Raw genomic sequence first — 19,112 nt, 5'->3', positions numbered from 1 at the left:
GTCCTTCTCACTCGATCCTGATGTTCGCGGTCTTCACGATGGCCGCCCACTTGTCGATTTCCGCGCGGATCTGCGCGTTGTACTGCTCGGAGGTGGAGCCCACCGGCTCCAGCCCCAGCGTGGCCATGCGCGCGCCCATCTCGGCGCTGCGCACCGCCTGGCCGACGTCGGCGCTGATCTTCTGCAGCAGTGGCTGGGGCAGGCCGCCGGGGGCGATGATGCCGATGGAGCTCATCGCGCTGAAGCCCGGCAGCGTGTCGGCGATCAGGGGGATCTCCGGATTCGAGATGGCGTGCTTCGGGCTGGACAGCGCGATCACCTTCAGGCGCTTGTCCTTCACGAACGGCATCGACGAATACAGGATGTCGAACAGCAGCGGCACGCGGCCGCCGATCACGTCCTGCTGCGCCGGTGCGCTGCCCTTGTACGGCACGTGGACCATCTTGATGCCCGCCATGTGCGCGAGCATCTCGCCGGCCAGGTGCGTGCCGGTGCCGGCGCCGGGCGTCGCGAAGCTGAGCGCATCCGGGTTCTTCTTCGCGTAGGCGATCAGCTCGGGGACGGTGTTCACCGGCAGCGAGGGATGCGCGAACAGGCCGAAGTGCGCCTGCGCCACCTGCGCGACGCCGACGATGTCCTTCCTGGTGTCGTAAGGCAGGTTGGCCTGCAGGCTGGGGTTGATCGTCAGGGCGGAGATCGCCATGCCCAGCGTGTAGCCGTCGGCGGGCGACTTCGCGACCACGGAGGTGCCGAGCACGGTGCCGGCGCCCGGCTTGTAGTCGACCACGACGGGCTGCTTCCAGATCGCTTCGAGTTGCGTGGCGAGCATGCGGGCGACGGTGTCGGTCGGGCCGCCGGCCGTGAAAGGCACGATCAGCTTCACGGGCTTGTCGGGCCAGGTGGGCGCCTGCGCGAAGGCCAGCAGCGGCGCGGCGGCGAGCGCGGCGACGATGCCGCGGCGGGTGAGTCGCGATGCGGTCATGGTGCGTCCCTCAGTCGGCCGTGGCGCCGGAGGCCTTCACCACCTGGGCCCAGCGCGGGATCTCGGTGCGGATGTACGCATCGAACTGCTCCGGCGTGTTGCCCACGCCCGTGAGGCCGATGTCGGCCATGCGCTGCTTCACTTCGGCGGACTGCAGCACCTTGTTCATGTCGGCGCTGATCCTCTGCACCACGTCCTTGGGCGTGCCGGAGGGAACGACCGCGCCGAAGACGCTCTCCACGACGAAGCCCGGCAGGGTCTCGGCGACTGTGGGGATGTTCGGCGCGATGGGCGAGCGCCTGGCGCTCATGATCGCGATCGGCTTCAAGCCGCCGGACTTGATGTGCGGCAGCGAGGAGAAGAGCGGGTCGACGAGCAGGTCGACGCGGCCGGCCATCACGTCGGGATAGGCGCCGCCCGCGCCCTTGTACGGCGTGTGCAGGATCTCGACGCCCGCGGTGGTCTTGAGCAGTTCGGCCCCGAGGTGCATGGAGCTGCCGCTGCCCGGCGAGGCGTAGCTCAGCTTGTCCTTCTTCGCCAGGGCGATCAGCTCCGGCAGGTTGTTCGCGGGGAGCCTGGGGGAGGCGGTGAGCACGATCGGCGACGTCGCCAGCAGCGACACGCCGGACAGGTCCTTGAGCGTGTCGAAAGGCATGTTCCTGCGCAGGCTCGGGTTGATCATGTGGCCCGTGATCACCATGCCGATGGTGTGTCCGTCCGGCGCGGACTTCGCGACGAAGTCGGTGCCCATCACGGTGCCCGCGCCCGGCTTGTACTGCACGATCACCGGCTGCTTCCAGGTTTCGCTGAGGTTCTTCTCCAGCAGGCGCGCCAGGATGTCGATGGCGCCGCCCGGCGCGTTCGGCACCACGATGGTCACCGGCTTCGAAGGGAAGGGGGCCTGCGCGGAAGCCGCGAAGGGCAGCACGGCGCAGGCGGCCGCGGCAAGGAGGTTCTTCAGGATCTTCATGGAGCAAACGGGGTGGGTTACTGTTTCTCGAAGCCGATCTGCTTGATCATCTGGCCCCAGCGGTCGTAGGCGACGCGGATCTCGTTGCCCAGCTCCGCGGGCGTGGAAGGCGAGGCCTCCCAGGCGCCGCGGTAGTAGAAGTCCTTCACGTCGGGCGCGTTCAGCGCCTGCGTGAGCAGCGCGTTCAGGCGCGCCACGAGCTCCGGCGGCATCTTCGGCGGGCCGACGAAGGCGATCCAGCTCGTGAGGTCCATGCCGGGAATGCCTTGTTCGGTGAAGGTCGGCACCTCGGGCGAGGCCGGCATGCGCTTGGGGGAGGCGACGCCCACCATGCGGATGCGCCCGGTGGCGGCGTTCTGGATGGCGGTGGGCGCGGCGTCGAAGTAGGCCTGCACGCGTCCTTCCAGCAGGTCGCGCGCCGCTTCGGCCGTGCCCTTGTACGGGACGTGCGTCACCTCGATGCCGGCCGCCTTCGCGAAAGCCATCGCGTAGATGTGCGAAGAAGTCCCGGTCCCGAAGGAAGCGAAGTTCAATTGGCCCGGATGCGCCTTGGCCCACGCGATCAGTTCCTTCGCGTCCTTCACGTTCAGGGACTGGTGCACGGTGAGCACCAGCGGCCCTTTCGCGGCGACCGTGATCGGCGTGAAGTCCTTGAACGGGTCGTAGGGCACGCTGGACAGCGTGTGCGGGTTCTGCGCGAAGAGCGACGAGGGCGCGTACAGCAGCGTGTAGCCGTCCGGCTGCGCGCGCACGACCTCGCTGGCCGACAGCATCATGCTGGCGCCGGGCTTGTTCTCCACGACCGCCTGCGTGCCGGCGATCTCGGACAGGCGCCGCGCGACGGACCGCGCCTGCCCGTCGAGCGAGCCGCCGGCCGCGAGCCCGACGAGGATGCGGATCGGCCGGCCCGGTTGCGGAAAGGTGCCTTGCGCCAGGCCTGCGAGGGGCGACGCCAACACGGCGCCAGCGGTCCATGCGCCAAAGTGGCGCCGGGAAATGCGCGAACCAGCCATTTTCTTGTCTCCTGATGTGCTTGCGCTGCGATTTTTCGCGGTCGGGATTGCACATTTTGAACGCGGCGTCCAGAATACGCAAGATGCAAGCAACCGAAGAGAGCGTCGCCGCCGTCGCGAAGCCGGACACCGTCAGCGCCCTGGAGCGCGGCATTGCCGTCCTGCGCTGCTTCACCGAGACCCGGCGCACCCTCACCTCCACCGAACTGTCGCGCCTGACCGGCGTGCCGCGGCCCACCGTCACCCGGCTGGCGTCCACGCTCGTGACGCTGGGCCTGATGAAGCAGGAGCCGGAAGGCGACCGCTACATGCTCGGCCCCGGCGTCGTGTCGCTGGCCCGCGTGTTCCTCGCCGGCCTGGACGTGCGCGCGATCGCGCGTCCCCACATGCAGGCGCTCGCCGAAGAAGCGGGCGGCTCGGTCTACCTCGCCGTGCCCGACGGCCTGGAGATGGTGATCGTCGAAGCCTGCCGCCCCCGCACGACCATGCTCGCGCCGAGACTCGACGTCGGCTCGCGCGCGCCGATCGCCAATTCGGCGCTGGGGCGTGCGTATCTCTGGGCGCTGTTCCCCGAAGAGCGCGCGCGCCTGATCGAGACGCTGCGCCTCTCGCGCGGCAGCGACTGGGCTGCCCTGGAGCCGCCGCTGAAGAAGGCGCTGGAAGAAGGCGACCGGCTCGGCTACTGCATCTCGGCGGGCGAGTTCCACCGCGAGATCAATTCCGTCTCGGTGCCCCTCGTGGGGCCGAACGGCGAGGTCATGTCGCTCAACTGCGGCACGGCGGCCTTCGTCTACACGGAGGACCACCTGCGCCAGGAGATCGCACCGCGGCTGCTGAAGATGGCCGGGGCGCTGGCTGCGGACATCGGCGGCCACGTGCCCGCGCCCCGTTGAATTCCAGGACGTACGAGGAGACACGAGAGATGAATGCACCTGCGCGCAAGCTGCGCAGCAATTTCCCCCGGGGGTCCTACCTCTGGGCCGTGCGCAACGCGCAATGGCAGGCCATGGGCATCCCGGAGGAGGACTGCGAGAAGCCGAAGATCGCCGTCGTCAACAGCAGCTCGGAACTCGCCGCCTGCTACAGCCACCTCGACCAGGTGGCCAAGGTGGTGAAGGAGGCGATCCGCGCCGCCGGCGGCGTGCCCTTCGAGATCCGCACCGCGGCGCCCAGCGACTTCGTCACCGGCGCGGGTGCCCGCGGCGCCTACATGCTCGCGGCGCGCGACCTGGTCACCAACGACATCGAGGCCGCCGTCGAAGGCGCGCAGCTCGATGGCATGGTGTGCCTCACCTCCTGCGACAAGACGGTGCCCGGCCAGCTGATGGCCGCGGCGCGCCTGAACGTGCCCACGATCCTGGTGCCTTGCGGCTACCAGGCCAGCGGCGAGTACAAGGGGCAGCACGTCGACATCGAGGAAGTGTTCATCCACTCGATGCACGCGCAGATCGGCAGCACGCCGGTGGATGAAGTCATCGGCATGAGCCGCTGCGCCATCCGCTCGCCGGGCGTGTGCTCGGGCCTGGGCACGGCCAACACGATGCACATCGTGTGCGAGGCGCTCGGCATGGCGTTGCCGGGCAGCGCGCCGGTCGCAGCCCTGTCCGACAAGATGTTCACCGACGCCCGCGCCGCCGGTGCGCGCATCGTGCAGATGGTGTGGGACGACCTCAAGCCCCGCGACATCCTGCAGCCCGGCGCGTTCGCGAATGCGGTCAAGGCGGTGCTGTCCATCGGCGGCTCGCTCAACGCGGTGAAGCACCTGCAGGCGGTGGCGACCGAGGCGCAGAACGGCGTCGACGTGTACGGCCTGTTCGAGCGGCTCGGCCCCGAGACGCCGGTGCTGGCCGGCGTGCGCCCGATCGGCGAGCACCTGATCGAGGAGTTCGAGGCCGCCGGCGGCTGCCGCGCGCTGATGAAGCAGCTGCAGCCGCTGCTGGACAACGGCGTGCGCACCGTCACCGGCGGCAGCGTGGCCGACAACCTCACCGGCTACCAGCCGGCGAACGCCGAAGTGATCCGCCCCATCGCGCGACCGGTCGCGCCGCGTCCCGCGATCGTGCTGCTGCGCGGCTCGCTCGCGCCGGAAGGGGCACTGATCAAGCCCGGCATCGTGGAGCGCAAGGTGCGCCGCTTCAGCGGTCCGGCGATCTGCTTCGACACCTCCGACGCCGCCGTCGCCGCGCTGCGCGACAAGCAGGTGCCGTCCGGCTCCGTGCTCGTGCATCGCGGCGCGGGCGCGTGCGGCGGCCCTGCCATGGGTGGCGGCGCTTCGCGCGTCGTGTTCGCCATCGACGGCGCGGGCCTCGGCGACGAAGTCGCGATGCTCACCGACGGCCACCTGAGCGGCCTGGTGTGCAAGGGCATCGTCGTCGCGGAAGTCGCGCCGGAAGCCGCGCTGGGCGGCCCGCTCGCCCTCGTGCAGGACGGCGACACCATCACCATCGACCTGGACACGCGCCGCGTGGACCTGGAGGTCGCGCCGCAGGTGCTGGAGCAGCGCCGCGCGGCCTGGACGAAGCCCTCGCCGCAGTTCGACCGTGGCTGGCTGCAGATCTACCGCCGCAACGTGGGTCCGCTGGCGCAAGGCGCCGTGCTCACCCGCGACACCGCCGAATGAGACGACCGACATGAGCATCGACAAGCCCACCATGAAGACCGCCGTCCGCGGCGACGAGCGCATCCTCCAGTCCGACATCTTCTCGCGCGACGCCAAGCCGCCGCGCCCGCAGCTGGGCACGGTGCACGAGCCGGGCCGCGACATCCCCGTGTACCGCCAGTGCGACGTGCTGGTGGTCGGCGGCGGGCCCTCGGGCACCGCGGCGGCCGCGGCCGCTGCACGCGCCGGTGCCGACGTCGTGCTGCTGGAGCGCTACAACCACCTCGGCGGCCTGTCCACCGGCGGCCTGGTGATCTGGATCGACCGCATGACCGACTGGGAAGGCAAGCTGGTGATCCGCGGCTTCGCCGAGGAACTGTTCGACCGCCTGCCGGCCGATGCGGTCGCCGGCCCCGCGCCCGAAGACTGGGGCTCGCAGGATCCGAAGAAGGCGCACCACTGGTCCTTCCGCACCGCGGCCTACCACGGCGTGGTGACCTGGTCGCCCACCATCGACCCCGAGCGCCTCAAGCTGCTGTCGCAGGAGATCATGATCGAGCGCGGCGTGAAGCTGGTCTACCACTCCTGGGCCGCGATGCCGCTGGTGGAAGACGGCAAGGTCACCGGCGCCACCTTCGAGAGCAAGGAAGGCCGCATGGCGATCCGCGCGAAGGTGGTGGTGGACGCGACGGGCGACGGCGACCTGTTCGCGCGCGCCGGCGCCGGCTTCACCAACGACATCGAGGAAGAGGACGTGCACCACTGCATGAACACGTCCTGGCTGTTCGGCGGCGTCGACATGAAGAAGTGGCTCGCGTTCCGCTCCGGCGAGCCGGAGGCCTTCCAGGCCTTCATGGCCGGCGGGCGGGAGGAGTGCGGCCTGTTCGAGCGGCCCTTCGTCTCCTGGCGCGACGACATCGCGCTCTTCATGGGGCCGCGCCAGTCCGGTTATTCCGCGCTGGACGTCGACGACCTCACGGCCGTCGAAGTGCGCTCGCACCGTGCGATGGCCGCGCACCTGGAGTACTTCCGCAAGCACGCGCCCGGCTTCGAGAACGCGTACATGATGCTGTCCGCGCCGCAGATCGGCGTGCGCCACGCGCGCCGCCTGAAGGGCGTGGACGCCGTGCTGCGCAGCCGCTGGCCCGAAGGCACGGCGCTGTGGGACGAGGTGGGCGTGACGCCCGCGGTCTCGCCCAAGTTCCCGAACATCTCCATTCCCTACGGCGCGCTGGTGCCGGAGACGCTCGACGGCCTGCTCGCCTGCGGCCGCCACATCTCGTGCGACCGCAACTCGCACGGCTTCATGCGCGAGATTCCGCAGTGCTGGATCACCGGCCAGGCCGCCGGCGCGGCGGCGGCGCTCGCGGTGGCGCAAGGCGTGCAACCGCGCCACGTCGACGTGCCCACCCTGCAGCAGGAACTGCTGCGCCAGGGCGCGTTCCTGCGCGCGAGCGACAAGGCGAAGGCCACCGTCGCCGGGGAGAAGGCATGCGCCTGACCGACGCCGAGAAGGCGATGCGCGACGGCCAGGGCGGCGAAGCCGTCGCCGCCGCCATGGACCTGCTGATCCGCTACGGCGAGGCGCTCGGCGCCGAGTGCCTGGTGGAGACGCACAACGTGACGGGCACCGTCACCGCCACCACGCCTTTCATGCGCGACTTCGCGCTGGAGAAGGGCGGGATGGACGCCGTGTTCAGCGAATTCAGCCTGGACAGCCGCAAGGTGGTGAACATCCCCAAGGTCAAGGCGTTCAGCTCGCACCTGCAGCTCGGCTTCGATCCGCACCATCCGCAGGAGATGGGCCTGTCCGAGGAGATGGTCCGCTTCTACAGGAAGAGCGAAGCGGAGACGGCGCGCCTGGGCGTGCAGATCCTCAACACCTGCACGCCTTACCAGGTGGGCAACGTGCCCACGCGCGGCGAGCACTGCGCGTGGATGGAATCGTCGGCCGTCGTGTACTGCAACTCCGTGCTGGGCGCGCGCACCAACACCGAAGGCCGCGAGAGCGTGGGCGCGGCGATGCTCACCTGCCGCATCCCGGACTGGGGCTTCCACCGCGACGAGGGCCGGCGCGGCACGCTCGGCATCCACCTCGACATCCCCGTCGAGACCGTGGAGGACTGGGGCCTGCTCGGTTACTGGATGGGCGACTGGGTGCAGGAGCGCGTGCCCGTCATCACCGGCGTGGGGCAGGTGCCGAACCTGCCGAAGCTGAAGCACTTCGGCGCGGCGGCTTCCTCGTCCGGCGGCGTCGAGATGTTCCACCTCGTGGGCATCACGCCGGAAGCGAACACGAGAGAACAGGCTTACGGCGGCAACACGCCCACCGAGCTGCGCCACTACGGCGCCCGCGAGCGCGCCGCGACCCTGGAGCGCATCAACGCGACCGGCAAGGACCGCCAGGTCGACTACGTGATGCTGGGCTGCCCGCACTACACGATCGAGCAGATCTGGGAAGCGGCGCAGCTGATCGAAGGCCGCAAGGTGAACCCCGGAACGGCGCTGTGGATCTGGACGCCGCGCGCGATCAAGGAAATCGCCACGCGCAACGGCTACACGAAGATCATCGAGGACGCGGGCGGCAAGATCCTCACGGACAGCTGCTCCGCGATGAGCCGCGCCGTGCCGCCGGGCACCAGGGTCGTCGCCCTCGATTCCGCCAAGCAGGCGCACTACCTGCCCGCCATCCTCGGCGTGCAGGCCTGGTTCGGCACCACCGCGCAATGCATCGACGCGGCCTGCACGGGCCGTTGGAGCGCAGCATGAACTCCGCCGTGATCGAAACCATCGTCATCCGCGGCCGCAAGGTCGTCCCCGGCGTCGCCGAAGGCGAAGCCCTCGTCACCACCGAGCCGATCTCCGGCTGGGGCGGCGTCGACCCGCGCACCGGCACCATCGTCGAAGTCCGCCACGAGCTGCGCGGCCAGAGCTTCGCCGGCAAGGTGCTGGTGTTCCCCGGCGCCAAGGGCTCGTCCGGCTGGTCGGCGATGTTCCACCTGGCCCGCGTGATGGGCACCGCGCCGGCGGCATGGCTGTTCAACCAGATGACGGCCAAGGTGGCGCTGGGCACCGTCGTGACGCACGCCCCCGCCATGACCGATTTCGACATCGACCCGCTCACGGTGATCCGCACCGGCGACTGGGTCCGCGTGGATGCCGATGCCGGCATCGTGACCATCACCCGCAAGTAGAGATCCGCACAGGACCGAGGAGACATCGATGGACAAGACCTTTACCCGCCGGCACGTGCTGCAGGCCATCGCCGCTGCGGCGGCCTCCTGCGCGGTGCCCGCCGCCTTCGCGCAGGGCGGCAAGCCCGTGCGCATCGTCGTCGGCTTCACGCCCGGCGGCGCCGCCGACGTGATGACGCGCATCATCGCCAAGGGGCTCGCCGCCGAACTCGGCACGCAGGTGATCGTGGACAACAAGCCCGGCGCCGACGGCATCATCTCCGCGCAGGAGGTGATGAAGGCGCCCGCGGACGGCACGACCATCCTCATGGGCACCAACACCGCGATGGTGGCCGTGCCTGCGCTGCGGCCCAACCCGCCGTACGAGCCGTTCAAGGCGTTCACGCCGATCAGCTCGGCGGGCGAGTTCTCCATGTTCCTTGCCGTCGCGCCGCAGCTGCCGGCGAAGACGCTGTCCGAGTTCCTCGACCTCGTCGCGGCCAACCCGGGCAAGTACACCTCCGCCTCGAGCAACAGCGCTTCCGAGCTCGCCATGCTGCAGCTGCTGTCCACCCGCGGCGCCAAGGTGGTGAACGCGCGCTACAAGGGCGACGCGCAGGCGCTGACCGACCTGGCCAGCGGGCAGATCAGCATGATGTTCTCCACCGGCACGCTGATGCCCGCCTTCGTCAAGGAAGGCAAGGCCAAGGCGCTCGTGACGCTGCTGCCCAGGCGCAGTCCCTTGATGCCCGACGTTCCGACGGCGGCCGAGCTCGGCATCGGCAAGCTGACCATCACGCCCTGGGCGGGCTTCTTCGGCCCGGCCGGCATGCCCGCGGACGTCACCGAGAAGCTCAGCGCCGGCTTGCGCGCGGCGCTGGCGCGCCCGGATGTGCGCGAGCAACTGGTGGGGCAGGGCTTCTCCAGCTACGGCATGACGCCGGCGGAGTTCAGCGCGTTCTTCCACAGGCAGTACGACGGCTTCGTGGCGACGGTCCGCGAGAACAACGTCAAGTTCGACTGACCGCCCGGCCCGCCCGGTGTGCAAAGCCGCACATCGGGCGCCGCGCCTGCCGCTGCGTTGCGCGCTGTCCTACAGCGTTTTCGTGACGGTTTTCCTAGAGTGCAAGCATGAGCACCAGGAACGGACCGCACGCACGCGCCCACTCGATCGACGATCGCCCGGGCAGCAGTGGCAGCGGCAGCAAGAACACCGCGCGCTACAGCCGCGCGGAGTACGCGAAGGTGCTGGCCCTGCAGGAAGAAGTGGCCCGCGCGGACGCCGACTACCAGCGGCTGCGGCTGGCCTACCTGGACGTCGTGGAGCACGAGCCCACCCACGAGGTGGCGATCGCCATGATCGGCGCGGACATGGACCGCGCGCACGCGCGGCTCCAGGCGCTGATCGGCCTGCCGCGCCTGCCCTTCACGCACGAGCCCAGCAGCGTCATGCGCCGCGACGCGCAGCGCGTGGCCGACGAAAAGCACTGACGCGCGGAGGCGCCGTCGACTACAGGCGATCGTCCCCGCGACCGTAATCGCGGCCGAACCGCCCGGCGCACCATCGCGGCAGGAAGCGACCCATGAACCACCAGGAGATCGACGCCAGCCTGCGTGCCGCCGAGCCGGCGCGCGAAAGCCTCGCCGACGGCTTCTCTCCTCCGGCGGATGCGCAGCCCGCCCCCGCGGGGGAGCATGGCCGCATCGACCCACCGGAGCCCGTGCTCTCGCCCAAGAGCCCGTTCTGACCATGACGCACCCCACGCCCACGCACCCGGTCGAGCCCGAGCCTTATCCGCCCGGCACCGACGTCCCCGCCAACCCGACGCAGCTGCCGGTCGAGCCCGAGTTCGGGCAGGCGCTGCCGCCGGCCGAGCCCGAGGACCCCGGCGTGGCCAAGCCCACCATCTGAAACCACAGGAGCCTTCCCATGCCCACCATCCGCGTCCCCCGCGGCATCACGCCGCCGGCCCCCGGCCTCGACCGCGAGGAACCGGCCTTCGTGCCCGAACAGGACATCCCCGCCGACGGGAAGGGCGATGCGCGCAGCGAGCGCGGCACCGGGCGTGACGAGCGCCCGGCGCGCAGCCCCGAACGCGAATGACCACGGGCGCGCCCACCCCGGCGCCCAAGCCGGCCAACCCCGAGCCGACGCCGGCGCCCGCCGATCCCGAGAAGGGGCACGTGCCGAGCGGCCCGGAGCAGGGCCATTCGGAACATCCGAAGCAGTAAACGACGCGAGGTCGCGTTGTAGGGTGGCGCGGCGCAGCCGCGGCAGGTGAGCGCAGCACACCCCACCGATCGGCGCTAGTTCACGCCAGCATCCCCTGCGCGTCCTCGTCGCTCCCCGCCAGCGGCGTCGCCTTCGCCAGCGCGATCCACACCCCGAACGGCAACGCCGCCCGCGCCGGCCTTTGCGCCGTCCGCGCGACCACGAGCCGCTCCCCCTGCAGCAGCATCACGCCGCATTCCGGCGGCACGTCCTCCGGCTCGCCGATCGGCTTGCCGCGCGCATCGCTTCCCAGCACGTACCAGCACTCGCCCAGGTCGCGATAGGCGGCCCGCTTGGCCTCGACCCGCAAGTCGGCGAGCAGGTCCGAGCGGCGCACCTTGATCTCGTGCACGATGGGTTCGACGTAGCTCTCGACGGACGTGTGCCGGATCGAGAACACGTCCGGCCGCGCGATGCACCAGCGCGTGGGCTTCGCTTCGTCCCCGGTCGCGACCTGCGCGCGCAAGCTCAGCCCTGTCCACGCGAGCCGGCCCGCACGCGCCATTTCCTGCGCCACCTTCTGCACCAAAGCCTCGTGCGAGGACAGTGCGGCCCGGTTGCGCGCCAGGGTCACCGCCAGCCACTGCACGCCGGCGTCGGTGACGCGCAGCGTCTCGTGCCCGGCGGGCGAGCGCACGCGTTCCAGCAATCCGGCCGCGAGCAGGTCGATCTCCAGCGCATCCTGGCTCGGCCATCCCGCCGAGCGGTAGAGGTCCCGCAGCCGCCGCGCATGCGCGCGGGACAGCACGGACGAGGAGACAGGGCTGGTGGAGGACATGGCGGGGAGTACAGTGTACGGTTCGACGGTAGGCAGACTCCCACGCCTTCACGCGCGCCCCGCTTATCGAGGCCGGAAGGTGGGTGCCCACAATGTGCCCCATGGTTGAGAAATCGATGTCGTTCCCACGCAGCACCGCGTCCATCCCGCCCCTGGCCGGCGGCCCGGTGTCCACCGTGCTTTACGGCATCACCGCCGTGCGCCTGGAAGGTTCGCAGGTCTCGGAGGTGATGATGGGCATGATCGATCCCAGCCTGGAACACTGGGATTTGCGCCCCGCGCCCACGCGGCTGGTGGAAGTGGTCGACCGCCTCGTCGAGGGCGACACCATCGTCACGCTGTTCCCCACCGAGCGCGGCACCCTGCAGATGGGCCCGCAGGTGAAGGTGGACGTGCTGCCGGAAGGCACCGAGACGCTGGCGCCGGCGGAGGAGAGGCCGGGGCGGCGGTTGACGGACCTGCCGCGGTTCTAGGAAGACCTGCGCGGTATTAGGAAGGACCTGCGCGGTTCCAGGAATTTTGAACGCAGAGGTCGCAGAGGATACGCAGAGGTCGCAGAGAAAGCCTTCGCAAGGTTGTCCTCTGCGACCTCTGCGCAACCTTTGCGACCTCTGCGTTCTTCCTTCTCGCGCCCCACCCCTTTCACCTTGCGCGCACGCCTCATGCCTGCGTACGCACTGACGGGATCTTCAGCAGCCCCGTCGACAGCGCCGTGCCGAGCACGACGACCGCGCCCCACGTCAGCATCCAGGAAGTCACCGGCTCGCGCAGGAACAGCGCGCCGTAGAAGATCGCGAAGACCGGCAGCGCGAAGGTGACGGCCAGCGCCCGCGACGGTCCCGCCTGTTCGATGAGGCGGAAGTAGAGGATGTACGCGATGCCGGTGCACAGCACGCCGAGCACGAGCAGCGCCAGCCACGCTTGCACCGGCGGCACGTGGTCGGGCCGCAGCCACAGCGCGGGCAGTGCCAGCACCAGCGTCGCACCGAGCTGGCTGCCCGTGGCCGTCATCAGCGGCGGCAGGCCGCTCAGGTAGCGCTTGGTCGCGCTCGCCGCGATGGCATAGCAGACCGTCGCGAGCAGGCAGGCGAGCACCGCCCAGGCCGGCGCGATGCCGCTCACGGCGTCCGGACGGAAGCTCGCCTTGTCCCAGGCGAGCGCCGCGACGCCGGTGAAGCCCACGAGCAGGCCCAGCAGGCGCGAGCCGGTCGGCCGGTCCTTCAGCCAGACCCACGCCACGAGGGCGCCGAACAGCGGCACCGTCGCATTCAGGATCGCGGACAAGCCCGTCGTGATCGACAGCAGCGAGAACGCGAACAACATGAAGGGCAGGGCGGAGTTGAGCACGCCCACGAGGCACACCTTCCACCAGTGGCGGCGGAACAGCGCGCCGTGGCCCTTGGCCAGCATCAGCGGCACGAGGAACGCGGTGGCGATCGCGACGCGCATGGCCGCCGTCGCCACGGGGCCGAAGTCGCCGACCGCGAGGCGCATGAAAAGGAAGGACGCACCCCAGATCGCCGCCAGGGCGATGAAGTCGATGACGGAAGCGAAGGACATGAGGACGCCTAGTGTCGGGCGATTCGGGCCGCGTTCCGGCGGCCACTGATGAATTCTGCAGGCCGCATTGATTCGCGGCTCACATCAATGCGCCTTCCAGCTGCAGCAAGGCGGTCTTGCGCTCCAGCCCGCCGGCGTAGCCGGTGAGCGTCCCATTGGTGCCGAGCACGCGATGGCAAGGCACCACGATGCTCACCGGGTTGCGGCCCACGGCGGCGCCGATCGCGCGTGCGGCCTGCGGCTTGCCGAGGCGGCGCGCCAGTTCCGCATAGCTCGTGGTGCCGCCGCGCGGGATGGTGCGCAAGGCGTCCCACACGCTTTGCTGGAACGCGGTGCCGGCCCGCAGGTCCAGCGGCAGGTCGAAGCCGGTGCGCTCGCCGGCGAAGTAGGCGCGCAGTTGCGCGACGGCCTGCTGCAGCACCGGATGCGCCGGGTCTTCGCGCCAGCCGCTGCTGTCCGGCCCATGCCGCTGGCCGACGAACCAGACGCCGGCCAGGCCGGCGCCGGTGGCCGCCAGCAGCATCGTGCCGAGGGGGCTCTCGTAGTACGTGCAGACGCGTTCGTTCATTGCATGCTCCTCAGAGGGCGCTCCAGGCGCGGATGACCGCATAGCTGCGCCACGGTTTCCAGGCCTGCGACGCGGCCTCTGCCTCGCGTGCGGGCTGCTTCGCCTCCCGCACGCCCAGCGCCTTGTGCAGGGCGACGTCGCCGGCGGGGAAGGCATCGGGCCAGCGCAGGGCCCGCATCGCGATGTATTGCGCCGTCCAGTCGCCGATGCCGGGCAGTTCCTTGAGCGCGGTCGTCGTGGCCGCGACGTCGGCGCCGGCATGCAGCGCGACGCGTCCTTCCGCCACGGCCCGCGCGATCGCCACGATCGCGGCCTGCCGCTGCCGCACGATGCCCAGCTGCCCGAGCGCGTCGCCTTCGGCCGCGGCCAGGACTTCCGGCGCCGGGAACAGGTGGCGCAGCGCCGGATCCGGCGTGGCGACCGGGGTGCCGAAACGTTCGACAAGGCGCTGTGCGAGCGTGCGCGCCGCCGCCACCGTGATCTGCTGGCCCAGCACGGCACGGATGGCGAGTTCGTAGCCGCTGAGCGCGCCCGGCACGCGCAGCCCGTCGCCGAGCGGGAAGCTGCCGTGCAGCCGCGCGTTGATGGCATGCGGGTCCGCATCCAGGTCGAAGGCGGCCCGCACGCGGCGGATCACCAGCGGCAGCACGCCGTGCAGCGATTCGCTCACGCGCAGCAGCACCTGGCAATGCGCTTCGTCGAAAGTGGCCGTGAGCCAGCCTTCCCAGCGGCGGCCGGCGGCGTCGAGCGCCAGCGTCCGCGACAGCGATCGTTCGGTGATCGCCTCCAGCCCTGCGATGGCCCGCGTGCGGAAGAAGCCCAGCATCGCATCCACGTCGTACGGTGGACGGTAGCCGAGCCGCACTTCGCAAGCCGCTTCGCGCGCCGGCCCTTCGCGCCGCACGGCGCCGGGGCTCAGCCCGTAGTGCGCCGTGAACGCGGCATTGAAGCGGCGCACGCTGCCGAAGCCGCTGACGAGCGCGACCTGCGTGATGGGCAGCGCCGTGTCGGCCAGCAGTTGCTTGGCGCTCAGCAGCCGGCGCGTCTGCAGGTACTGCAGCGGCGAGACGCCGAGGTGCGTGTCGAAGATGCGGCGCAGGTGCCGGTCGCTGATGCCGAGCCGCTGCGCCAGCCCTTCCACGGAAGGACCCGCGTCGCCCCACGCTTCCGGCTCGTCGAGCAGGCGCGCCGCCTGCTGCGCCAGCACGGCCCCCGCGTCCTGCAGCGACCAGCGCAGGGCCTGCGGCGCCAGCTCCGGACGGCAGCGCAGGCACGGCCGGAACCCGGCACTCTCGGCCTGCGCCGCGTGGGCGAAGAAGCGGCAGTTCTCGCGCCGCGGCGTCCGCACGCGGCACACGGGCCGGCAGTAGATGCCGGTGCTCGTCACGCCGGTGAAGAAGCTGCCGTCGAAGCGCGCGTCGCGCGCCTTCAGCGCGAGGTAGCAGGCATCGGGGCTCAGGGGCGGCTCGACCGGGGTCATGCGATGGATGATACGCAGCGCGGCGCGCGGCACTAGCCGTTTTCGGACATGTTCCTGCCGGCCCGCCGCCTAGAATGCCCGGGACACCTCCAACACCAGAACCGCTCTTTCCATGCAGCTCAGTCCCAGCATCTTCAAGGCTTACGACGTCCGCGGCATCGTGCCGTCCACCCTGACGGAAGAGGTTGCCGAGGCCCTTGGCCGCGCCTTCGGCACGATGGCCCGGCGCGAAGGCGAGAAGGCCGTCGCCGTCGGCCGCGACGGGCGCCTCAGCGGCCCCTCGCTCTCCGCCGCCCTCGTCCGCGGCCTCGTCGCCAGCGGCGTCGACGTCGTCGACGTCGGCATGGTGACCACGCCCATGCTGTACTTCGCGGCGAACACGCTCGCCACCAGCGGCATCCAGGTGACCGGCAGCCACAACCCGAAGGACTACAACGGCTTCAAGATGGTCCTGGCCGGCCGCGCCATCTACGGCGACGAGATCCAGGCCCTGCGCCGCATGATGGAGACCTCCGGCTGGGACGAACCGCCGGCGCCCGGCAAGGTCCGCAACGTGAACGTCACCGCCCCCTACCGCGACCGCATCAAGGGCGAGATCAAGCTCGCCCGGCCGCTGAAGATCGTCGTCGACTGCGGCAACGGCGTCGCCGGCGCGTCGGCCCCCGACATCTACCGGGCGATCGGCTGCGAGGTGATCGAGATGTTCAGCGAGGTGGACGGCAACTTCCCGAACCACCACCCCGACCCGAGCAAGCCGGAGAACCTGCGCGACCTGATCGCCAAGCTGAAGGAGACCGGCGCCGACCTCGGCCTCGCCTTCGACGGCGACGGCGACCGCCTCGGCATCATCACGAAGGAAGGCAACAACATCTTCCCGGACCGCCAGATGATGCTGTTCGCCCAGGACGTGCTCTCGCGCGTGCCCGGCGCCCCCATCCTCTTCGACGTGAAGTGCACGCAGCGCCTCGGCCCGGCCATCGCCGCGGCCGGCGGCCAGCCCGTCATGTACAAGACGGGCCACTCGCTGATCAAGGCGAAGATGAAGGAGCTCAACGCGCCCCTGGGCGGCGAGATGAGCGGCCACATCTTCTTCAAGGAGCGCTGGTACGGCTTCGACGACGGCACGTATGCCGGCTGCCGGCTGCTGGAGATCCTCTCGCGCTCGCCGGACCCGAGCAAGGTGCTCAACGAGCTGCCCACCAGCTTCTCCACGCCGGAGCTGAACGTGAAGTGCGAGGAGGGCGAGCCGCACCGCGTCGTCGCCGAGCTCGTGAAGAAGGCCAGCTTCCCCGCCGCGCAGGTGTCCACCATCGACGGCCTGCGCGTGGACTGGAAGGACGGCTTCGGCCTCGTGCGGGCGTCCAACACCACGCCGGTGCTGGTGCTGCGCTTCGAGGGGCACACGCAGGAAGCCATGCACCGCATCGAAGGCGAGATGCTGGCCCTGCTGCGCAGCGTGAAACCCGACGCGAAGATCGGCGAGGCGGCACACTAGCGGCTTGGACCTCCTCATCGTCAAGCTCTCGTCGCTCGGCGACGTCGTGCACACGCTGCCCGTGGTGCACGACCTGCGCGATGCGTTTCCGGACGCGCGCATCGACTGGGTGGTCGAGCGCGGCTTCGCGCCGCTCGTGCGGCGCTGCGCGGGCATCGACCGGGTCATCCCCTGTGACCTGCGCCGCTGGCGCAAGGCGCCGTTCGCGCGCGAGACGCGGGTGGAGTGGCGGGCGTTCCGCGAGGACCTCAAGGCCCGGGCCTACGAGGCCGTCGTCGACCTGCAGGGGCTGACCAAGTCGGCCCTCGTCGCCCGCATGGCCACGCTCGCCCCCGGCGGGCGGCGCTACGCCATGGCGAACGCGACGGACGGCTCGAGCTACGAGCGTCCCACGCGCTGGGTCGCCGACGTCGCGATCCCGCTGGAACAGCAGCTGCACGCCGTGGAGCGCGCCCGCGAAGTCTGTGCCCGCGCTTTCGGCTATGCGCTCTCCGGCGCGCCGCGCTACGGCCTGGCGCGCGCCGCGGGACCGCGCGAGGACACCGTCGTCCTGGTGCACGGCACCTCGCGCGAGGACAAGTGCTGGCCCGAGGACCACTGGCTGGAGCTCGGGCAGCGCCTGCTCGCGCAAGGGCACGCGCTGGCGCTGCCGCACGGCAACGAGGCCGAGGAGAAACGCAGCCGCCGCATCGCCGCGGCCCTCGGGCCGCGTGCCGAGGTGTGGCCGCGGCTGTCGCTGGACGCGCTCACCCAGCGCATGGCCCGCTGCGCCGGCACCATCGGCGTGGACAGCGGCCTGAGCCACATCGCCGTCGCGCTCGACCTGCCGCACGTGCAGGTCTACAACTTCGACACGGCGTGGCGCACGGGGCCGCTCGGCAACCGGCGGCAGCAGGCCGTCTACGCCCGGCCCACGCCCTCGGTGGATGCCGTCTGGCACGCGTGGCAGGGCGTCACAATGGCGGGATGATCCGGCCGCTCTATTCCCTGGTCCTCATCGGGGCCCAGCCGCTGTTGCGCCGGAAGCTGCGGCGCCGCGGCGTGGCGGAGCCGGGCTACCTGGAACACGTCGAGGAACGCTTCGGGCGCTACCACGGGCCCTCGGAGCCGGGCCGGCTCTGGATCCACGCCGTGTCGCTCGGCGAGACCCGGGCGGCCGCGATCCTCGTCGACGCCTTGCGCCGCGCGCAGCCGGACCTGCGCATCCTGCTCACGCACGGGACGGCGACGGGCCGCGCCGAAGGGCAGCGCCTGCTGCGCGAAGGCGACGCGCAGGCCTGGCTGCCCTGGGACACGCCGCAGGCCGTGCGCCGCTTCCTGGACCACTTCCGTCCCAGCGCGGGCATCCTGATGGAGACGGAGGTGTGGCCGAACCTCGCGGCGCTGTGCCATGCGCGCGGCGTGCCGCTGGCGCTCGCCAACGCGCGGCTGTCGCCCAAGTCGCTCGCGCAGGCACGGCGCCTCGCGCGCCTGTCGCGGCCGGCCTATGGGGCGCTGCATGCCGTGTGGGCGCAGACGGAGGAGGACGCGCGGCGCCTGTCCGAGCTCGGTGCGCGCGTCGAAGGCGTGTTCGGCAACCTGAAGTTCGATGCCAGCCCGGACGCCGGGCAGCTGCGGCTGGGCCGCGACTGGCGCGGCACCTCGCCGCGGCCGGTGGTGATGTTCGCGAGCTCGCGCGAAGGCGAGGAAGCGGAGTTCCTGCGCGCGATCGCGGCGCACCGCGACGTGCAGTGGCTGCTGGTGCCGCGGCATCCGCAGCGTTTCGACGAGGTCGCGGCGCTCGTGGCGCAGGCCGGTTTCTCGGTGTCGCGCCGCAGTGCCTGGACGAACGAAGCGCCCGCGCCGGCCGACGTGTGGATCGGCGATTCGCTGGGCGAGATGGCGCTGTACTACGCGACGGCGGACGTGGCGCTGCTCGGGGGCAGCTTCGCGCGCCTGGGGGGACAGAACCTGATCGAGGCGGCGGCCTGCGGGTGCCCGGTGGTGATGGGGCCGCACACGTTCAATTTCGGGGAGGCGGCGGAATTGGCGTTGCAGGCCGGGGCGGCGATGCGGGTCGCCGACATGGAAGCGGGAGTGCGGGCGGCCGTTGATTTGGTGCGGGACGACGCGGCGCGCCAGGCGGCCGCGGAAGCAGGCGAGCGGTTCGCCGCGGCGCATCGCGGGGCGGCGGTGCGGACGGCGAAGGCGGTGTTGGCGATGGTGAGGGTTTGAGGGCGATC

The 19,112-nt window shown here is 70.9% G+C and carries 22 protein-coding genes; 15 read left to right on the top strand and 7 right to left on the bottom strand.

What is annotated here, in order from left to right; all coding sequences use genetic code 11:
- Positions 1-7 precede the first annotated feature (7 nt).
- The 3 genes from H8N03_RS15565 to H8N03_RS15555 are packed head-to-tail and all read right to left on the bottom strand — an operon-like array spanning position 8 to position 2,911.
- On the bottom strand, positions 8-982 hold the full coding sequence (locus H8N03_RS15565) for a tripartite tricarboxylate transporter substrate binding protein (protein WP_187077117.1): 975 nt from the start codon (positions 980-982) through the stop codon (positions 8-10).
- 10 nt (positions 983-992) lie between these two features.
- Positions 993-1,952 carry a tripartite tricarboxylate transporter substrate binding protein gene (locus H8N03_RS15560; RefSeq protein ID WP_187077116.1) on the bottom strand — a complete coding sequence of 320 codons (960 nt, stop codon included), beginning with the start codon at positions 1,950-1,952 and terminating at the stop codon, positions 993-995.
- A gap of 17 nt (positions 1,953-1,969) precedes the next feature.
- Entirely contained in the window at positions 1,970-2,911 is a 942-nt protein-coding gene (locus tag H8N03_RS15555; RefSeq protein ID WP_354005134.1) for a Bug family tripartite tricarboxylate transporter substrate binding protein, read from the bottom strand.
- Positions 2,912-3,048: 137 nt separating this feature from the next.
- Between H8N03_RS15555 and H8N03_RS15550 the strand changes: the two genes are divergently transcribed.
- The 11 genes from H8N03_RS15550 (at position 3,049) to H8N03_RS26355 (ending at position 10,969) form a co-directional block, all read left to right on the top strand.
- Positions 3,049-3,858 (top strand): IclR family transcriptional regulator, encoded by an 810-nt coding sequence (locus H8N03_RS15550; RefSeq protein WP_187077114.1) that lies wholly within the window; start codon positions 3,049-3,051, stop codon positions 3,856-3,858.
- A gap of 29 nt (positions 3,859-3,887) precedes the next feature.
- Positions 3,888-5,585 carry a dihydroxy-acid dehydratase gene (ilvD, locus tag H8N03_RS15545; RefSeq protein ID WP_187077113.1) on the top strand — a complete coding sequence of 566 codons (1,698 nt, stop codon included), beginning with the start codon at positions 3,888-3,890 and terminating at the stop codon, positions 5,583-5,585.
- 31 nt (positions 5,586-5,616) lie between these two features.
- Positions 5,617-7,065: an FAD-dependent oxidoreductase gene (locus H8N03_RS15540; protein ID WP_187077221.1), complete on the top strand. Its 1,449-nt coding sequence runs from the start codon at positions 5,617-5,619 to the stop codon at positions 7,063-7,065.
- Positions 7,056-8,333: an aconitase X gene (locus H8N03_RS15535; protein ID WP_187077112.1), complete on the top strand. Its 1,278-nt coding sequence runs from the start codon at positions 7,056-7,058 to the stop codon at positions 8,331-8,333. Before H8N03_RS15540 ends, H8N03_RS15535 begins: the two co-directional genes overlap by 10 nt.
- The gene (locus tag H8N03_RS15530; RefSeq protein WP_187077111.1) at positions 8,330-8,758 is read left to right on the top strand and encodes an aconitase X swivel domain-containing protein; all 429 of its coding nucleotides are present in this window, start codon (positions 8,330-8,332) and stop codon (positions 8,756-8,758) included. The genes H8N03_RS15535 and H8N03_RS15530 overlap by 4 nt, the downstream gene beginning before the upstream one ends.
- A 28-nt stretch (positions 8,759-8,786) precedes the next feature.
- The gene (locus tag H8N03_RS15525; protein ID WP_187077110.1) at positions 8,787-9,761 is read left to right on the top strand and encodes a Bug family tripartite tricarboxylate transporter substrate binding protein; all 975 of its coding nucleotides are present in this window, start codon (positions 8,787-8,789) and stop codon (positions 9,759-9,761) included.
- 107 nt (positions 9,762-9,868) lie between these two features.
- Complete coding sequence (locus H8N03_RS15520) at positions 9,869-10,228, top strand: hypothetical protein (protein WP_187077109.1); 360 nt, start codon at positions 9,869-9,871, stop codon at positions 10,226-10,228.
- Positions 10,229-10,320: 92 nt separating this feature from the next.
- Positions 10,321-10,485: a hypothetical protein gene (locus tag H8N03_RS15515; protein WP_187077108.1), complete on the top strand. Its 165-nt coding sequence runs from the start codon at positions 10,321-10,323 to the stop codon at positions 10,483-10,485.
- Positions 10,486-10,487: 2 nt separating this feature from the next.
- The gene (locus H8N03_RS15510) at positions 10,488-10,649 is read left to right on the top strand and encodes a hypothetical protein (RefSeq protein WP_187077107.1); all 162 of its coding nucleotides are present in this window, start codon (positions 10,488-10,490) and stop codon (positions 10,647-10,649) included.
- An 18-nt stretch (positions 10,650-10,667) separates the two neighbouring features.
- Positions 10,668-10,841, top strand: a complete 174-nt coding sequence (locus H8N03_RS15505; protein WP_187077106.1) for a hypothetical protein — start codon at positions 10,668-10,670, stop codon at positions 10,839-10,841.
- Positions 10,838-10,969 (top strand): hypothetical protein, encoded by a 132-nt coding sequence (locus H8N03_RS26355; RefSeq protein WP_255428233.1) that lies wholly within the window; start codon positions 10,838-10,840, stop codon positions 10,967-10,969. Before H8N03_RS15505 ends, H8N03_RS26355 begins: the two co-directional genes overlap by 4 nt.
- Positions 10,970-11,049: 80 nt before the next feature.
- Here H8N03_RS26355 and H8N03_RS15500 read toward each other — a convergent pair whose 3' ends face one another.
- Entirely contained in the window at positions 11,050-11,787 is a 738-nt protein-coding gene (locus H8N03_RS15500) for a hypothetical protein (RefSeq protein WP_187077105.1), read from the bottom strand.
- 101 nt (positions 11,788-11,888) lie between these two features.
- On the opposite strand from H8N03_RS15500, the gene H8N03_RS15495 reads away from it, so the two are divergent.
- Positions 11,889-12,260: a hypothetical protein gene (locus tag H8N03_RS15495; RefSeq protein WP_187077104.1), complete on the top strand. Its 372-nt coding sequence runs from the start codon at positions 11,889-11,891 to the stop codon at positions 12,258-12,260.
- A 187-nt stretch (positions 12,261-12,447) separates the two neighbouring features.
- On the opposite strand, the gene H8N03_RS15490 is transcribed toward H8N03_RS15495, so the two are convergent.
- The 3 genes from H8N03_RS15490 to H8N03_RS15480 form a co-directional block, all read right to left on the bottom strand.
- Positions 12,448-13,347 carry a DMT family transporter gene (locus H8N03_RS15490; protein ID WP_187077103.1) on the bottom strand — a complete coding sequence of 300 codons (900 nt, stop codon included), beginning with the start codon at positions 13,345-13,347 and terminating at the stop codon, positions 12,448-12,450.
- A gap of 79 nt (positions 13,348-13,426) precedes the next feature.
- Positions 13,427-13,915 (bottom strand): methylated-DNA--[protein]-cysteine S-methyltransferase, encoded by a 489-nt coding sequence (locus H8N03_RS15485; protein ID WP_187077102.1) that lies wholly within the window; start codon positions 13,913-13,915, stop codon positions 13,427-13,429.
- Between the two features lie 10 nt (positions 13,916-13,925).
- A complete protein-coding gene (locus H8N03_RS15480) occupies positions 13,926-15,395 on the bottom strand; it encodes a DNA-3-methyladenine glycosylase 2 family protein (RefSeq protein WP_187077101.1) in 1,470 nt (489 codons plus the stop codon).
- A gap of 112 nt (positions 15,396-15,507) precedes the next feature.
- Here H8N03_RS15480 and H8N03_RS15475 point away from each other — a divergent pair, with 112 nt between their 5' ends.
- From H8N03_RS15475 to H8N03_RS15465, 3 genes are read left to right on the top strand one after another with little or no spacing between them, the layout of a single operon-like run.
- Positions 15,508-16,890 carry a phosphomannomutase/phosphoglucomutase gene (locus tag H8N03_RS15475; protein WP_187077100.1) on the top strand — a complete coding sequence of 461 codons (1,383 nt, stop codon included), beginning with the start codon at positions 15,508-15,510 and terminating at the stop codon, positions 16,888-16,890.
- A 4-nt stretch (positions 16,891-16,894) separates the two neighbouring features.
- Positions 16,895-17,860, top strand: coding sequence for a lipopolysaccharide heptosyltransferase I (waaC, locus tag H8N03_RS15470; protein WP_187077099.1), 966 nt, complete (start codon positions 16,895-16,897; stop codon positions 17,858-17,860).
- Positions 17,857-19,104, top strand: a complete 1,248-nt coding sequence (locus H8N03_RS15465) for a 3-deoxy-D-manno-octulosonic acid transferase (RefSeq protein WP_187077098.1) — start codon at positions 17,857-17,859, stop codon at positions 19,102-19,104. The genes waaC and H8N03_RS15465 overlap by 4 nt, the downstream gene beginning before the upstream one ends.
- Positions 19,105-19,112 lie beyond the last annotated feature (8 nt).

Origin of the sequence: Ramlibacter cellulosilyticus (assembly GCF_014297465.1) — a bacterium.
GTDB lineage: Bacteria > Pseudomonadota > Gammaproteobacteria > Burkholderiales > Burkholderiaceae_C > Ramlibacter > Ramlibacter cellulosilyticus.
Note: the sequence above shows the minus strand (reverse complement) of the source record. Positions and strands in the feature narration are given on the sequence as shown.

Excerpts from the sequence above, each read along its gene's own strand:
- H8N03_RS15565 (WP_187077117.1), bottom strand. The coding sequence starts at position 982 with ATGACCGCATCGCGACTCACCCGCCGCGGCATCGTCGCCGCGCTCGCC.
- H8N03_RS15560 (WP_187077116.1), bottom strand. The coding sequence starts at position 1,952 with ATGAAGATCCTGAAGAACCTCCTTGCCGCGGCCGCCTGCGCCGTGCTG.
- H8N03_RS15550 (WP_187077114.1), top strand. The coding sequence starts at position 3,049 with ATGCAAGCAACCGAAGAGAGCGTCGCCGCCGTCGCGAAGCCGGACACC.
- ilvD (WP_187077113.1), top strand. The coding sequence starts at position 3,888 with ATGAATGCACCTGCGCGCAAGCTGCGCAGCAATTTCCCCCGGGGGTCC.
- H8N03_RS15540 (WP_187077221.1), top strand. The coding sequence starts at position 5,617 with ATGAAGACCGCCGTCCGCGGCGACGAGCGCATCCTCCAGTCCGACATC.
- H8N03_RS15535 (WP_187077112.1), top strand. The coding sequence starts at position 7,056 with ATGCGCCTGACCGACGCCGAGAAGGCGATGCGCGACGGCCAGGGCGGC.
- H8N03_RS15530 (WP_187077111.1), top strand. The coding sequence starts at position 8,330 with ATGAACTCCGCCGTGATCGAAACCATCGTCATCCGCGGCCGCAAGGTC.
- H8N03_RS15525 (WP_187077110.1), top strand. The coding sequence starts at position 8,787 with ATGGACAAGACCTTTACCCGCCGGCACGTGCTGCAGGCCATCGCCGCT.
- H8N03_RS15520 (WP_187077109.1), top strand. The coding sequence starts at position 9,869 with ATGAGCACCAGGAACGGACCGCACGCACGCGCCCACTCGATCGACGAT.
- H8N03_RS15515 (WP_187077108.1), top strand. The coding sequence starts at position 10,321 with ATGAACCACCAGGAGATCGACGCCAGCCTGCGTGCCGCCGAGCCGGCG.
- H8N03_RS15510 (WP_187077107.1), top strand. The coding sequence starts at position 10,488 with ATGACGCACCCCACGCCCACGCACCCGGTCGAGCCCGAGCCTTATCCG.
- H8N03_RS15505 (WP_187077106.1), top strand. The coding sequence starts at position 10,668 with ATGCCCACCATCCGCGTCCCCCGCGGCATCACGCCGCCGGCCCCCGGC.
- H8N03_RS26355 (WP_255428233.1), top strand. The coding sequence starts at position 10,838 with ATGACCACGGGCGCGCCCACCCCGGCGCCCAAGCCGGCCAACCCCGAG.
- H8N03_RS15500 (WP_187077105.1), bottom strand. The coding sequence starts at position 11,787 with ATGTCCTCCACCAGCCCTGTCTCCTCGTCCGTGCTGTCCCGCGCGCAT.
- H8N03_RS15495 (WP_187077104.1), top strand. The coding sequence starts at position 11,889 with ATGGTTGAGAAATCGATGTCGTTCCCACGCAGCACCGCGTCCATCCCG.
- H8N03_RS15490 (WP_187077103.1), bottom strand. The coding sequence starts at position 13,347 with ATGTCCTTCGCTTCCGTCATCGACTTCATCGCCCTGGCGGCGATCTGG.
- H8N03_RS15485 (WP_187077102.1), bottom strand. The coding sequence starts at position 13,915 with ATGAACGAACGCGTCTGCACGTACTACGAGAGCCCCCTCGGCACGATG.
- H8N03_RS15480 (WP_187077101.1), bottom strand. The coding sequence starts at position 15,395 with ATGACCCCGGTCGAGCCGCCCCTGAGCCCCGATGCCTGCTACCTCGCG.
- H8N03_RS15475 (WP_187077100.1), top strand. The coding sequence starts at position 15,508 with ATGCAGCTCAGTCCCAGCATCTTCAAGGCTTACGACGTCCGCGGCATC.
- H8N03_RS15465 (WP_187077098.1), top strand. The coding sequence starts at position 17,857 with ATGATCCGGCCGCTCTATTCCCTGGTCCTCATCGGGGCCCAGCCGCTG.